This window comes from Hallerella sp., from assembly GCF_022776125.1.
Taxonomy (GTDB): domain Bacteria; phylum Fibrobacterota; class Fibrobacteria; order Fibrobacterales; family Fibrobacteraceae; genus Hallerella; species Hallerella succinigenes.
On the sequence record NZ_JALFIA010000016.1, the window covers coordinates 26,387 to 39,845 of the forward strand.

Here is a 13,459-nt window from a genome sequence, read left to right on the forward strand (position 1 = left end):
GTTACCCCCTCATATTGGAATAGTTATCAACATCCGCGCTATCCTGATTTCTAAAAATCAAGATGATGATCGCAAGGCCGACGCAAGCTTCTGCCGCTGCGACCGCAATCGTAAAGAGCGGGATAATCTGACCGGTAACGCTCACCGTATCGGCAAACGTCTTCGAGAATCCGACAAGGCTCAGGTTCACCGCGTTCAGCGCAAGTTCCACGCCCATCAGAACGAAGAACACGTTACGCCGGCAGAGAGCCGTGGCGATACCGAGGGACATGAGGATCAACGCCAAAATTTGAACGTACATCGCGTGCATTAGTGAACCTCCTCAAGCTTCGCATTCTCCGAATCCGAAGCGATACGCTTACGGGCGAGAATGACAGCCGTCGCCATTGCAGAAAGCAGCACAAGGCCGATCGCAAGGACAATCAGATAATAGCCGTTGCCGTCAGCGCTTACGTTGAAAAGCGCCTTCGCCGTGACATCAACACCGCCACGCACCGTAGCCGGGTTAAAGTCGAACGAAGCATGGCAAAGCACGATCGAAGTGAGGGCAGCCACCGCCAAAACGGAGAACAGCACAAAAATCGAAACCTTGTCGAACCGTTTTGTCGTATTGTCACGCGAGCCATTCAGCACAAGAATGATGAACATGAGGAGCGTCATGACAGCGCCTGCATAAACCATGATCTGGACAGCTCCGACGAACGGGCTTCCCAAAAGGCCGTAAATGCCGGCCAGGGAAAGCATCGTCGTGACCATCGCAATCGAAGCATAGAGCGGATGCTTCGTGAAGAAGATGCAAAGGGAGCATCCCACCGCGATCACCGCCAAGATAATGAAGTAAATGAGAGCTAGCATTTGACTTCTCCCCAGACTTCGAGAGCCTGCTTATTTTGTGTTCCGCCCGGAGCTACCTGGCTCTGCGGGTCATCCGGATAATCCTTCGGATTCCAGCTTGTCAAATCCGTGAGATTGACGATAAAGTCTTTGCGCTTCGGATGGACAAAGCTCGTTTCGCAGGTATCCATGCGAAGAGCGTCAACCGGGCAAGCTTCCACGCAAAGACCGCAGAAGATGCAGACGGAATGGTCGATTTCAAAGCGAGAAGCCTTCTTTTCGATACGTCCGTCCGTGGACTGCGCCGCTTCGATAAAGATGCAGTGAGCCGGGCAAGCCGATGCGCACATAAAGCATGCAACGCAACGCGGCGAACCATCCGGGCGCACCATTATTCGATGCTTGGCACGGTAGTCACGCGGAATGTAAGGCTTAACTTCCGGATAACCAGTCGTCGGGAGCGTTTCGTAGCGGAAGAAACCGCGTAAAAAGTGCTTGATTGTCGTGTAGAGACCGCGGAACGCTTCGAAAATGTAGAGGCGTTCGATCAAGTTCATTTCTTTGTGTTTAACAACGCGAACCATTAGTTGCCTCCCATGACGAGTTTAGCGATAACGGCAGTCACCACCAAGTTCAACAGGGCAATGTTCAAAAGGATCTTCCAGCCGAGATGCATAATCTGGTCGTAGCGGAAACGCGGGAGCGTCCAGCGGACCCAAATCCAGATCCAGCAGAAGAACACCGTTTTAATCATCAAAACGAGGAACTGCACAGCGGCAGTACCGAGAGCGGTACCGATGCCATAAACCGGAAGGCCATTCACGATCGTCGATTCCGGATGGACAAAAAGTCCGGAAAGAACAGCCAGGGCGATGAACACAGGGACAGCGATCCAAGCGATGATCTTGTAAAGGAGATATTCCTTGTTGATTTCATCCTTGTTCGAAGCTTTACCCTTGTTGAATTCGCGGAGCCAGCGGTAAACCATGTGAAGGAATGCGAGGGCGAGGAAGGCGCAGATGCCGAAAAGAACGGCAAGGACAGTGCCAAAGTTCGCCTGCACATCGGCAGTCGTCATGAACGGAATCGAATAGCCGCCAAGGAAGAGCGTTGCCATGAGAATACTGTTGATTCCCACATGGCCATATTCTCCCATGTAGAACATACCGAACTGCATTGCGCCATATTCCGTATGATAACCAGCGACAAGTTCCGGGTCGCCTTCCGAAACGTCGAACGGAGGACGTCCTGTTTCGGCAATCGCAGCCAAAAGGAAGCAGAAGAACGCCACCGGCTGGACGAAAATGCCCCAGACGTGTGTTTCCTGCCAGTTCACAATTCCTTCGACATTGAACGTGCCTGCAAGCAGGACCATGCCCATCATCGAAAGGCCAAGGCAAACTTCATAACTGATGCTCGTAGCCGTTGCACGGAGAGCGCCCAGAAGCGGGAACTTCGACTTGGAAGCCCAACCCGAAAGCACCGTACCAAAAACCGAGAGCGAAGAAAGACCGAACATAAGCAGAATGCCGATGTCCGTATCCACGTTCGCAGCCGGAATGTGCACCACCGTATCGCCGAACGTAAAGTTCAAGGAAGCGAAGTACGGAAGAACACACGGTGTAAGCAGCGTGAGCCCAAACGGGATAGCCGGAGCGAGCGAGAAGAGAACCTTATGAACACTCTTCGGTTCATAAATTTCCTTGAAGAAAAGCTTCAAGCCGTCGCAGCAGTTTTGGATCCAACCAAAGGCGCGGATCTTTCCGAAGAACGGAATCTTGATGTAGGAGAGGTTCGGGCCTTGACGGTCCTGAATGAAACCTGCACCACGGCGTTCCATCGGAATCAAGAGAAGAATGAAGAGCACTGGGATGAAAGCGAGCGCGAGCTTCGCAATCGTCAGAAGCCATTCAATCCAAGTTTTGGATTCAATCAATTCCATCATACGGCAGCATCTCCATCGAGCAATTCGCCCGTGCTATGAATGGCATCCAAAGAGAACTTCGCAAGCTTCGGAGCGAACTCGCCCGCCTTTTTGAAGGCGATAGCCGCACTCGTTACATCTTCACCGGCAAGGGCGAAGAGAACTGAGAACAGCGGAGCAAGTTCCGCATCCGGAGAAGTCGGAGCCGCATTCAGCTTTTGAAGGATCGAATTCACGTTCACCATGGATCCGCTTACTTCGGACCAGTGGTTGACGCCGTAAACCGTCGAAGACTTCTTTGCCGTTTCATCGTTCTTTGCAGAAATCGAAACGCGGTTCGGAATGACTTCAAGAGACTTTGCCTTCGAAGCGTCGCTACCCCACAGGTCTGCGGAAAGCGAAACGAGCGTCTTAAATTCGGAAGCGCGCTTGGCGAGGTCTTCTGCCGTCTGGGTAAAGCCAAACAGGGCGAAGCCTGCGCGGTTTGCCACCGGGTCCCCGCTCTTCGAAAGTCCGTCCGGAGTTCCTACCGGAGCGAAGGTTCCGACAAAGACTTCGGCGCGAGCCCCGAGCTTGTTCACAAGCGTCTTGAGGGCCAGAGCGTCTTCGTTCGTTGCACTTCCACCGAGGACGAATGCGATCTTGCCTTCGCCTTCGAGAGCCTTCTTCAAGGCGTCCAGGTTACCGACCGGCAAACGGTCCTTGGTAAACTGCTGGAAAGCGAGACGGCTCGTATTCGAAATCCAGGTGCGGTTCACTTCCGGATTGCAGCGCGGCATCACGCGCCAGATATATCCGTTGTTGTGATCGAGCCAGATGTTTGCGCCGAGGGAATCATCCATGGAGATGGTCGCCGTGCGGGAAAGCATCCAAACGCGCTGCTGGAAGCGGAAATACTTCGCAGTCATTGCGCCGGTCGGGCAAACGTCCGAGACGCAAAGGTCATATTCGTGATCGAGTTTGCGACCCGGGAATGTGGTGATGTAAGTCTTGTCGGCACGGAGTGCTAGCTGCAACTGTTCATCGCCGGCGACATCGCGCATGAAGCGGACGCAACGGTCACACTGCACGCAGCGTTCTTCATCGAGGAAGATACGCGGGCCGATGTCCACACGCTTACCGCCGCGGAGCTGACCCTTGGTGTCGTAGAACTGATGATCCGGATTGCCGTGGTAGTTTTTACCGACTTCTGGGTAAAGGCGGCTCGTATCCTTGCCCGCTTCCACGTAGTTTTCCTGGAGCGTGCATTCACCCGCCTTGTCGCAGATTGGACAATCGAGCGGATGGTTCAGCAGCATGAATTCGGAGACTGCTGCACGAGCGTTCTTCACGCGTTCGCTAGAACGCGGTGTCGAAATTTTCATTCCTTCCTTCACCGGGGTGAAACAGGAAATGATCAGAGCCTTTCCGCGCGGACCTTCCGTTTCGACGAGGCACTGGCGACAGTTACCAGAGACCGGCAAATACGGATGATAGCAAACGTGCGGGGTTTCAATGCCGACAGCTTTCAAAGCTTCGAGCAGGTTAGTATCGCCCGGCACTTCCACATTCTGACCATCGACCTCGATTGTAACTCGAGGACTCTTGGCAGTCGGAAGATGAGGCATGTTGTAATGATTGCTCATAAGATTACCAGTATGCTCCCAGACGAACGGTCGGTCTCAAGCGGGGTTCCGCATGATTCGGGTTCTTCGCGATATATTCCTCAAAGTCAGCACGATACTTTCTCGTGTAAACATTCAGCGGGCCACCGAGAGAAATCGAAAGCGGACAGATAGTCGTTCCGCCGAAACCAGCGGAAATTCCCTGCAACAGTTCGATATCCCCATCATGACCTTCGCCGCGCATGATCGCATCGAGAACGCGCTTGGCAAAGCCTGTACCTTCACGGCACGGCGTGCACTGACCACAGGATTCATGTGAATAGAAATGACCGAGGACATCCAGAATGTCGACCGCGTTATGCGTATCGTTGAACACGATAATTGCACCCGAACCGAACATGGTCTTCAAAGAGGCCATACATTCGTAGTCGAGAGTTGCATTCTGGCATTCTTCGGGAAGGAGCGGCGGGCAGGATGAACCACCCGGAATCACACCCTTCAGGTTACCGATAATTCCCTGACAGTATTCTTCGCTCGTGAGCATTTCCATGAGCGGCGTACCGAGAGGCGCTTCATAAAGGCCCGGACGTTTCACGTCACCGGAAACGCAGAACACCTTTGTACCGTGAGCACGCGGAGTGCCCATCTTCGTGTATTCTTCCACCGGATGGGAGAAAATCCACGGAAGCGACATGATCGTTTCCACGTTGTTCACGCAGGTCGGAGAAGCCCAGGCGCCAGCGACCGCCGGGAAAGGTGGCTTCAAACGCGGCTGGCCCTTTTGACCTTCGAGCGAGTTGATCAGAGCGGTTTCTTCACCGCAAATGTAAGCGCCAGCGCCACGGTGCACAAAGATATCGAAGCTGAACTTCGTACCCATGATGTTTTCACCGAGATAACCGGCAGCATAAGCTTCATTCAAAGCCTTGTTCACGCTTTCGATGCACGGGAGGAATTCACCACGTGCATAGATATAAGCCGTACGAGCGCCGAGAGCCCAGCCCGCAATAATCAAACCTTCGATCAAGCGGTGCGGATCTTCCAACAGAAGGAAGTGATCCTTGTACGTACCGCCTTCGCCTTCGTCAGCGTTCACCACGATATACACAGGCTTGCCCGTGTTACGCGGAACGAAGCTCCACTTCATGCCGGTCGGGAATCCCGCACCGCCACGTCCGCGGAGACCGGCGCGCTGAACGCGATCAATCACTTCGAACTGAGACATTTCGAACAGAGACTTGGAAATGGTGGAATAGCCGCCGAGCTTCTTGTAAGCGTCGATGCTCTGAGCGTGCTTTCCAAAGTTTCCAGTGCAAACCTTCATCGAATCTTGCATCGTTAACCCGCCTTCTTTGCTGTTGCAGGAGCTGCTGCAGGAGCTTCCGGTGGAGGAGGGGGAGGAGGCGCAGCCTTCGCCTTGCAAACCTGGGACGGCTTGGCAGTGCGAGTTCCGCTGACCGCAATCATGCGGTATTCATCCCCGATCTTACCTTCGGGATCCACGAACTGTTTGTCTTTGACACCCGGCTTACCCACTTCGGTCCAGGTTCCGTTCGTATTCTTTTCTACGGTGATTTCCGTAAATTCAGGAGCGCCCTTCCAAGTGAGGGTAGCGCCATTGTCGTCGACGAGAGCATTTACGCCGAGCACCGGAGAAGGCGGGGCGTAATCGGAAACCTGCGGCTTTGCCGTTGCGCCCGGAGCACCCGGGTGCCCGCCGTGGCCCTTTACCATGCCGCCGAGAACTTCACGCGGAGGTTCCTTTGGATACTTGGCAGCACGATCTCTGCACCACTGCAGAATCTTGTCGAGACGTTCCGGAGTGAGGCATTCACCCGGTTTCAAAGTCAATTCGCCGTTTTCGACGTTCGTTGCAAAGTCGTCGTTCACAATCATCGCCGGAGCGTTACCGCAAGCGGCAAGGCATTCGACTTCAACGATCGTAAAAAGACCGTCCTTGGTCGTTTCACCCGGCTTCAAGTCGAGCACGCGGCGTGCATACTGAAGCATGCTTTCGGCGCCACGCAAGTGGCAGCTGATGTTGTGGCAGAACTGCAACAGGAATCTTCCCGTCGGAGCGTGCTTGTACATCGTATAGAACGTTGCAACGCCGTAAGCGTGTGCCGCAGAGCATTTGCAAACGTCGGCAGCCCAACGGATCGCTTCGTGCGGAAGCCAGCCGATTGCATCCTGGGCAACCCAGAGCACTTCGAGAAGAGCGCCCTGCGCGACCGGATAACGGGAGAGCAAATCCGCGATGCGGATCTTGACGTCAGCCGTTTCGAGCAGCGGAGCGATTTCGCCCCAAGTCGGCTGCTTTTGAATCTTGTTCGCATGACCGCACTGGTCCACTGCGCCCGGAAGAACTTCAACTGGGGACGGACCTTTGGAATAAGAAAGAATGTTATTCGCAACGTCCTGAATTGCACCGGTAATATGACTCATCTGTCCAATTCTCCCGCGATAATGTTGATGCTCGAAAGGCAAGCAATCGAGTCTGCAATCATGCCGCCTTCCACGAGTTCATGGAACGCAGCGAACTGCGTAAAGCAAGGCGGACGCACCTTCACACGCCAAGGATGACCCGAGCCATCCGAAACGAGGGTGAAGCCGAGTTCGCCGTTAGCCGTTTCCGTTCCGCAGTAATATTCACCCGCCGGAACGCGAATGCCTTCGAAGACACTCTTGAAGCGGCCAGCCAAAGCTTCCATGTCTTGATAAACACGTTCATGAGACGGAACGCGCACGCGTGGATCTTCGACGCTCACAGGACCCGGAGCAAGACGCTTCAGAGCCTGGCGAATGATCTTCAAAGATTCTTCCGCTTCGGCGAGACGGACCATAAGGCGGTCATAGACGTCACCACGGGTACCGGTCACCACGTTCCAATCATAGGTTTCATAATCCCAATACGGTTCGTCCTTGCGAACGTCACTAGCGACGCCCGTTGCACGGAGGCATGGTCCCGTCCAGCCGTAGCCGATCGCCTTTTCCGGCGTCATGCAGCCGACGTTCACCGTACGATCGAGGAAGATACGGTTGCGGTCAAAGCAAGCGTGCACATCGTGCAGGTTCTTCTCGACCGTCTTGCAAACCGCGAGAACATCTTCTTCAAAGCCTTCGTAAGTATCGCGATAAAGTCCGCCGATACGGCCGTAGCTGTTCGTCAGACGGGCGCCGGTCAATTTTTCCCAAATGCGCATCGTCTGTTCACGGGAATCGAACAAGTAAAAGAAGCCCGTCGTCGAGCCCAAGTCCTGGGCCGCAGCAGCGTCACAAATAAAGTGATCCGCGATACGGGAAAGTTCGTTCACAATCACGCGGATAACCTTTGCACGTTCCGGGATTTCGATGCCGAGCATCTTTTCCACAGCACGGCAGTACGCGAAGTTGTTCATCATCGCGGAGCAGTAGTCCAAGCGGTCGGTAAGCGGCAAAACCTGTTGCCAAGTTCCGCGTTCCGCCATCTTTTCAAAGCCGCGGTGCAAGTAACCGATTTCACCGACAGAAGCAGCGATGTTTTCACCGTCCAAAGCCGTAATGTAACGCAAGCATCCGTGCGTCGCACCATGCGACGGACCGATGTTCAACACCATCAAATTCTTTTCTTCGCCTTCAGGAGTCAGCACTTTCATTTTTTAATACTCCCTTGCAGATATTCTTCTTCAGACGGATTGATTTCTTCCGGGCGTTCGAGAATACGGTAGCCCTTGGACTCCAAACGTTTTTCCAAAGTCGGATACAGGTAGTCGTTCGTCGAGAGCCATTGACGACGGTGAGCCGGGTAGTCCTTGCGGAGCGGATGGCCCACGAATTCTACGTGGTTCAAAATACGGCGCAGGTCCGGATGACCTTCAAAGATCACGCCGTACTGGTCGTAAACTTCACGTTCCTGCCAGTTGGCAATGGCGTAAAGATCCGAAATCGTCGGGACCTTCAGGTCGGCTTCTTCGACAAGAACCTTGACCATCATGCGCTTGGCTGGTTCGTAAACGCTCTTGAAAACGTATTCGACCGCAAAGCGAGGTCCGACATAATCCTTAAAACCGAGATAGTCGATGCCGACGACATCCATCAGCATGTCAAGTCCGAGTTCGTCACGAATAGCAAGAACCGTCGCATGCAAATTGCAACGGTCCACCACTACCGTCAGTCCCCACGGATTCTTTTCAGACCGAACGGCTCCGAACTTTTCGAGAGCCTTGAGCGCAGCTTCTTCGAAAGCCTGACGAGCTTCCGGAGTCGCGACGATCGGCTCTTTCACATTGTCTAGAGATGTGGCCATTACGGATTCTCCTTCCAAAATTCCGCTTTGCGGATAGCGGTATTCTTTAAGCATTCCGCCTTTTCCTTGAGCTCCAATACCTTTGCACGGGAGTATTCCGAAAGCTCCTGCTTCGCCTGAGCGGTCTTCGCCTGAAGCAGTTCCCACTGTTCCTTCAGGCGTTCCTTACGCTTTGCCATGTAGGATTCATCCGAAACCTTCTTCTGGATTTCGAACATCGCATCGAAGAAGGCTTCCGGACGGCTCGGGCAGCCGCCGATATAAACATCGACCGGAATAATGTTATCGATACCCGGGACTGTGCAGTAGCAGTCGTATACACCGCCGGACGTTGCACAGGCACCCATCGCAATCACCCACTTCGGTTCAGCGAGCTGTTCGTAAATACGCTTCAGAATCGGAGCCTGTTTGTAAGTAATCGTCCCCTGAACGGCCAAGACGTCGGACTGACGCGGCGTAAAGCGGACGTATTCAGAGCCGATACGCGAAAGGTCGTAGGGGCTTGTTTCTGTACTCATGAATTCAATAGCGCAACACGCCGTTCCGTAAGGAAACGGCCACAGGGAATTTTTACGTCCCCAGTTGACTATGAAGTCAAGTTTCGTTGTGAAGAAATTGGCTTCTTGGGCTTCAACTGCCATAGAACGATACCTCGTAAATGTCGGTTTGAAAGATAGAAATTGAATTTGGGGGGAGTACAGATTTCCCTTCAAAAGCACAAAAATGAAAGTTTAAGGACCCATTTTGACCTCAAAAAACGCCCTTTCGGATTAAATCAAGCAAATTAGTCGGAATTAATCGAACTCAGACGACCCGTTTTTCGTCCGTTTTAAAAGCAAAGTGTTTTAGTCGGAATTAAACGCACGTTCAAACAAAACCCGCGTTTTTTGGATTCATTCCCTTGACATGTTTATTAGAAATCTCGAACTTCATTTTTTAGCAACACCTAACTTCCATCCTCGTAAATGAGGCTTCGGCTAAATCAAGTTGAGGCATCCAGAAAAATAGACCCGGTTTCGTCTGGGGTCTGTTTTTTACCTCGGAGGATTGTAGGGCATTTCCTCTGAGATTTCCCGATGTCCGATCATGGACGCCCTCACGCGTCCTTTTTCTTTGGTCGAAAAGCGGAATTCCGGTCCGCGGAAAATCACGTTTTGCACAGTCGCAAGACCCGAGCCTTGAACGATCAAATGTTCAAAAGTACGGGCGTCGTAACGGCCCGTGTCGGGAACAGCAAAGACGGTGTTGCTGAGCTGCAAAACACCACGGACGTTAAAGACTTTTCCGCGCCACGGAGCTTCTTTCGAAATTCCTTCCGGAAAGTTCAGCACTTCGGAATTTACAATTTGGAGCGTTGCATGCTTCCCCACCGTGAACTGGTCCTTTTCTACGTCCGCACCGGTCACGCCAAAACTAAAGAAAGCATTTGTAAAGCGAAGCGATCCGTAACAGCTGTCGCCAAGAATCACGCGTCCGAGCAAGTTGCTGTTTGAAAAATTAACCCCGACGCCCGTGTTCACAAAATTCGCTTCGACAGCTACATTGCAAAGGTCACAGCCGCTGTTCGAAATATCGAACGAGGGCAGCGCCCGAGTGCCGAACTCCCACTGCGAAGAATCCGCTGCGGTCATGGATTTTTCAAAGACAAAGCCTTTGTTCGCATAGATAATAAACACCTGATTCAACCAGCCCCAATCGGCCCTGTGAAATTCAATGCCCGTCATATTTTCGAGGTTCTGTTTAGCAAGGAGTTCCGCCTTCGCATGATCCGAAGCCTTTATCCCGTAGAACGGCCAGCTGTACTGATTGTGAATATTCACATTCTGAATCACCCCGAGTGACGTAATGCCGTCGAGAACCATTCCCTTTTTAAATACAGACATGTTCACGCCGCTGATAAAATGGTCGTTCGCACTCCAGCGCATAAAGATGCCCGCATAAGAATTCACCAGAGTCGTATTCACGACCGCGCAACGGGAAATCTCCCGCACCTGGTGGTTTTCATCGTAATCGTTGTTGCAAAAAACAGTCCAGGAATACGGCACCGGATTCCAAACGTCCGCCTGCTCCGGGTAAACGAGGTTCACCCCGTCGAGAGTCGCCGAACCTAAAAGGGTCACGCAGGATTCATACTTCCAAGGTTCCTTGTCGATATCTGCGGCACGCCCTACGTAACATTCGATTGTCGTGCCGGCACCTTCCAAATCCGCACGTTCCGCGATATGCGGACGCGTATATGTCCCCTTGAGAGTCAAACCGCGCGGCACATAGATCGGCTTTTCAAATTGCCAACGGCCCGCCGGCAAAAAGACCCCCTGCGCATTCTGCTTCGCCGCTTCTTCAAACGCACTTTGCAAAGCGGCATCATCCGAAGCTCCGTCATTCGGGAATCCGCCAAAATCCTGCACGTTCAAAAATACTTGAGCGAAAGCACTCGAAGTCCAAATCCAAAACAGGGTAAAGGTCAAAAAGGCGCGCATAAGCTTCCGAAAGACGATTCGAAATAAATGTATATTAAACGGCGATGAACGATGCAAACACAAGACCGCTCGCTGAACGTTTACGTCCAACATCCCTGGATGAATTCCTGGGACAAAATAAGATTTTGGGCGAAAGTAGCATGCTCCGCCAGAGCATTGAAGCGGACACGGTTCCAAGCATGATCTTTTGGGGACCTCCGGGCTGCGGAAAGACGAGCCTCGCAAACGTCATCCATCTGAACACTCAAAAGCGCTTCGTCGCCCTTTCCGCCGTGGAATCCGGTGTGAAAGATGTGAAGGCGGTTCTTGCAGAAGCGAAGACCTACCAGAACCTCGGCAAAGGTACGATTCTTTTTATCGATGAAATTCACCGTTTCAACAAGAGTCAGCAGGACGCTTTGCTGAAAGCGGTGGAAGACGGTACGGTGACGCTGATCGGCGCGACGACCGAAAACCCGGGATTCGAAGTGAATTCCGCTCTCCTTTCCCGATGCCAGCTGATTCTCTTTGGACCCCTTTCAACAGAAGATCTGTCGCATTTGGCAAAGCTCGCCCTTAAGGAACACCCCCGCGGAATGCAGCTTTCGGATGTGGAAATTTCGGACGAAACGCTTTTGAAGCTCGTTTCGCAGGCAGACGGCGACGCACGCTTTTTGCTGAACCAGGTCGAATGGATTGCGAAGAACCTGAACGGTAAAAAAGTCATCGACGCTAAGCTTTTGGATGCGATCCAGTACAAGAAGCCTCTCCGTTACGACAAGTCGAACGAAGAACATTACAACCTGATTTCTGCATTGCACAAGTCGGTCCGCGGAAGCGATCCCGATGCCGCCGTTTACTGGTTGCACCGCATGATTCAAGGCGGCGAAGACCCGCGTTTTATCATTCGCCGTTTGATGCGCATGGCGATGGAAGACATCGGGCTTGCTGATCCAAACGCCCTGCTCCTTGCGACCGCCGCGCGACAGGCCTTTGACTTTATGGGCGTCCCGGAAGGCTTGATAGGCCTTGACGAAGTGGCGATTTACCTCGCTCTCGCCCCCAAGAGCAACAGCGTGGAACTCGCCGGCATGAAAGCGGACGCGGTGATTAAAAAGACAGGTACGCTACCTGTTCCCCGCGCATTCCGCAATTCCGTGACAAAAGTCGGCGAACAGCTCGGCTACGGAAACGGCTACATGTACGATCACGACAGTCCAGGCGCCTATTCCGCCCAGGAACATTTGCCGAAGGAACTCGTCGGCACGGAAATCTACAGCCCGACCGAATACGGCAGGGAAAAGAAGCTCGCCGAACGCCTCGCGGATCTGAAAGCGATCAAGGCTTCGAAAGTTTCTGACAAGTAACCAGAACTTACTTTCTGCTTACAACATTTACTTTTTACAGAAAACGTTCCTTTTTGAACGCTTGATGCGTCCCATTTCATTGATTTTGAAGCGTTTAGGGCAAATTCGGATAAAAACATATCCGTTTTATAGCTTTTTAATATAGTTTGGGAGAAAACTGAAGGAGTCCTTTCATGAATTTCAAATTGCTTGCCGCAGCGGCTGCTTTGTGCATTTCGCCGTCTTTTGCTATCCTCGGCATTGGTTTTCAATACGCCCCGAACTTTGGAACTAGTCTCGACAAGACTTCTAACGAAGAAATCGCAGGTTTAAGCTCTGGCGATCTTCAACTCGGCAAGGTGGAATACCGCCACGGTTCCTTCAGCGGTATGCAGGGCTTCGGTCTTAAGCTTTGGATCGACATCCTTCCGATTATCGACATCGAAGCGACTTACAACCTTCAGTGGGGCTCTTACTCTTCGACTTTGACCGTCACCGGTCTCGATGGCAAGGCGATCGAACGCGACATCGAACTTGAATTCGACGGTGTTCCGTTCGGCAAAACGACTCCGAAGTTCGTCGCCATGAACGGAGATGTTTCTATTACCTATCCGATTACTTCCCTTCCGATTATCCGTCCGTATATCGGCGGTGGTCTTACCTACTACTTGAGCACTCCGGTGATGAGCGCAAAATTCATCAACAGCTATATGGAAGTTCTCGAAGGGGAACTCAAAGAAGCTCTCGTTTCCGGCACGATGAGCGAAAAACAGGCGAAAGAACTCGCAAACAAGCTTTCCGATAAATTGCAAGATGACGGTCTGAACACAAATCTCGGCGGTCATATCATTGTGGGTCTTCGCGCCAAGTTGCCGATTATCCCGATTGCAGCCTATGTAAACGGCAAGTATTACTTCGGCATCGACTACGATGACGAAATAGATGCATCCTCGTTCGTTTTGGAAGCCGGTGTCGGCTTTGCTCTTTAATTCGATCTGATTTGGGAG

General features: G+C 52.4%; 13 protein-coding genes. 2 read left to right on the top strand and 11 right to left on the bottom strand.

Features of this window, described 5'->3' with window-relative positions:
• Position 1: 1 nt before the first annotated feature.
• The 11 genes from nuoK to MR847_RS01935 form a co-directional block, all read right to left on the bottom strand.
• The gene (nuoK, locus tag MR847_RS01885) at positions 2 to 310 is read right to left on the bottom strand and encodes an NADH-quinone oxidoreductase subunit NuoK (RefSeq protein WP_100425046.1); all 309 of its coding nucleotides are present in this window, start codon (positions 308 to 310) and stop codon (positions 2 to 4) included.
• Positions 310 to 855: an NADH-quinone oxidoreductase subunit J family protein gene (locus tag MR847_RS01890; RefSeq protein WP_100425047.1), complete on the bottom strand. Its 546-nt coding sequence runs from the start codon at positions 853 to 855 to the stop codon at positions 310 to 312. The genes nuoK and MR847_RS01890 overlap by 1 nt, the downstream gene beginning before the upstream one ends.
• Positions 849 to 1,418, bottom strand: a complete 570-nt coding sequence (locus MR847_RS01895; protein ID WP_241899457.1) for a NuoI/complex I 23 kDa subunit family protein — start codon at positions 1,416 to 1,418, stop codon at positions 849 to 851. Before MR847_RS01895 ends, MR847_RS01890 begins: the two co-directional genes overlap by 7 nt.
• Positions 1,418 to 2,779 carry a complex I subunit 1/NuoH family protein gene (locus tag MR847_RS01900; protein WP_287722806.1) on the bottom strand — a complete coding sequence of 454 codons (1,362 nt, stop codon included), beginning with the start codon at positions 2,777 to 2,779 and terminating at the stop codon, positions 1,418 to 1,420. The genes MR847_RS01895 and MR847_RS01900 overlap by 1 nt, the downstream gene beginning before the upstream one ends.
• Complete coding sequence (locus MR847_RS01905) at positions 2,776 to 4,383, bottom strand: NADH-quinone oxidoreductase subunit G (protein WP_100425048.1); 1,608 nt, start codon at positions 4,381 to 4,383, stop codon at positions 2,776 to 2,778. Before MR847_RS01905 ends, MR847_RS01900 begins: the two co-directional genes overlap by 4 nt.
• A 4-nt stretch (positions 4,384 to 4,387) precedes the next feature.
• Entirely contained in the window at positions 4,388 to 5,698 is a 1,311-nt protein-coding gene (gene nuoF / locus MR847_RS01910; protein WP_100425049.1) for an NADH-quinone oxidoreductase subunit NuoF, read from the bottom strand.
• A gap of 2 nt (positions 5,699 to 5,700) precedes the next feature.
• Positions 5,701 to 6,807, bottom strand: coding sequence for an NADH-quinone oxidoreductase subunit NuoE family protein (locus MR847_RS01915; RefSeq protein ID WP_277003289.1), 1,107 nt, complete (start codon positions 6,805 to 6,807; stop codon positions 5,701 to 5,703).
• The gene (locus tag MR847_RS01920) at positions 6,804 to 7,997 is read right to left on the bottom strand and encodes an NADH-quinone oxidoreductase subunit D (RefSeq protein ID WP_106519897.1); all 1,194 of its coding nucleotides are present in this window, start codon (positions 7,995 to 7,997) and stop codon (positions 6,804 to 6,806) included. Before MR847_RS01920 ends, MR847_RS01915 begins: the two co-directional genes overlap by 4 nt.
• Positions 7,994 to 8,647 carry an NADH-quinone oxidoreductase subunit C gene (locus MR847_RS01925; protein ID WP_100426760.1) on the bottom strand — a complete coding sequence of 218 codons (654 nt, stop codon included), beginning with the start codon at positions 8,645 to 8,647 and terminating at the stop codon, positions 7,994 to 7,996. The genes MR847_RS01920 and MR847_RS01925 overlap by 4 nt, the downstream gene beginning before the upstream one ends.
• On the bottom strand, positions 8,647 to 9,288 hold the full coding sequence (locus MR847_RS01930; protein ID WP_100425052.1) for an NADH-quinone oxidoreductase subunit B: 642 nt from the start codon (positions 9,286 to 9,288) through the stop codon (positions 8,647 to 8,649). The genes MR847_RS01925 and MR847_RS01930 overlap by 1 nt, the downstream gene beginning before the upstream one ends.
• A gap of 393 nt (positions 9,289 to 9,681) precedes the next feature.
• Positions 9,682 to 11,127 carry a glycosyl hydrolase family 28-related protein gene (locus MR847_RS01935; RefSeq protein ID WP_287722807.1) on the bottom strand — a complete coding sequence of 482 codons (1,446 nt, stop codon included), beginning with the start codon at positions 11,125 to 11,127 and terminating at the stop codon, positions 9,682 to 9,684.
• Between the two features lie 44 nt (positions 11,128 to 11,171).
• Here MR847_RS01935 and MR847_RS01940 point away from each other — a divergent pair, with 44 nt between their 5' ends.
• Positions 11,172 to 12,473: a replication-associated recombination protein A gene (locus tag MR847_RS01940; RefSeq protein ID WP_287722808.1), complete on the top strand. Its 1,302-nt coding sequence runs from the start codon at positions 11,172 to 11,174 to the stop codon at positions 12,471 to 12,473.
• A 173-nt stretch (positions 12,474 to 12,646) separates the two neighbouring features.
• A complete protein-coding gene (locus MR847_RS01945) occupies positions 12,647 to 13,441 on the top strand; it encodes a hypothetical protein (protein ID WP_100425055.1) in 795 nt (264 codons plus the stop codon).
• The last annotated feature ends 18 nt before the right edge of the window (positions 13,442 to 13,459 follow it).

Coding starts and splice junctions, on each gene's coding strand:
- MR847_RS01900 (WP_287722806.1), bottom strand. CDS start 2,779: ATGATGGAATTGATTGAATCCAAAACTTGGATTGAATGGCTTCTGACG.
- MR847_RS01935 (WP_287722807.1), bottom strand. CDS start 11,127: ATGCGCGCCTTTTTGACCTTTACCCTGTTTTGGATTTGGACTTCGAGT.
- MR847_RS01895 (WP_241899457.1), bottom strand. CDS start 1,418: ATGGTTCGCGTTGTTAAACACAAAGAAATGAACTTGATCGAACGCCTC.
- nuoF (WP_100425049.1), bottom strand. CDS start 5,698: ATGCAAGATTCGATGAAGGTTTGCACTGGAAACTTTGGAAAGCACGCT.
- MR847_RS01945 (WP_100425055.1), top strand. CDS start 12,647: ATGAATTTCAAATTGCTTGCCGCAGCGGCTGCTTTGTGCATTTCGCCG.
- MR847_RS01915 (WP_277003289.1), bottom strand. CDS start 6,807: ATGAGTCATATTACCGGTGCAATTCAGGACGTTGCGAATAACATTCTT.
- MR847_RS01920 (WP_106519897.1), bottom strand. CDS start 7,997: ATGAAAGTGCTGACTCCTGAAGGCGAAGAAAAGAATTTGATGGTGTTG.
- MR847_RS01930 (WP_100425052.1), bottom strand. CDS start 9,288: ATGGCAGTTGAAGCCCAAGAAGCCAATTTCTTCACAACGAAACTTGAC.
- MR847_RS01925 (WP_100426760.1), bottom strand. CDS start 8,647: ATGGCCACATCTCTAGACAATGTGAAAGAGCCGATCGTCGCGACTCCG.
- MR847_RS01890 (WP_100425047.1), bottom strand. CDS start 855: ATGCTAGCTCTCATTTACTTCATTATCTTGGCGGTGATCGCGGTGGGA.
- MR847_RS01905 (WP_100425048.1), bottom strand. CDS start 4,383: ATGAGCAATCATTACAACATGCCTCATCTTCCGACTGCCAAGAGTCCT.
- nuoK (WP_100425046.1), bottom strand. CDS start 310: ATGCACGCGATGTACGTTCAAATTTTGGCGTTGATCCTCATGTCCCTC.
- MR847_RS01940 (WP_287722808.1), top strand. CDS start 11,172: ATGAACGATGCAAACACAAGACCGCTCGCTGAACGTTTACGTCCAACA.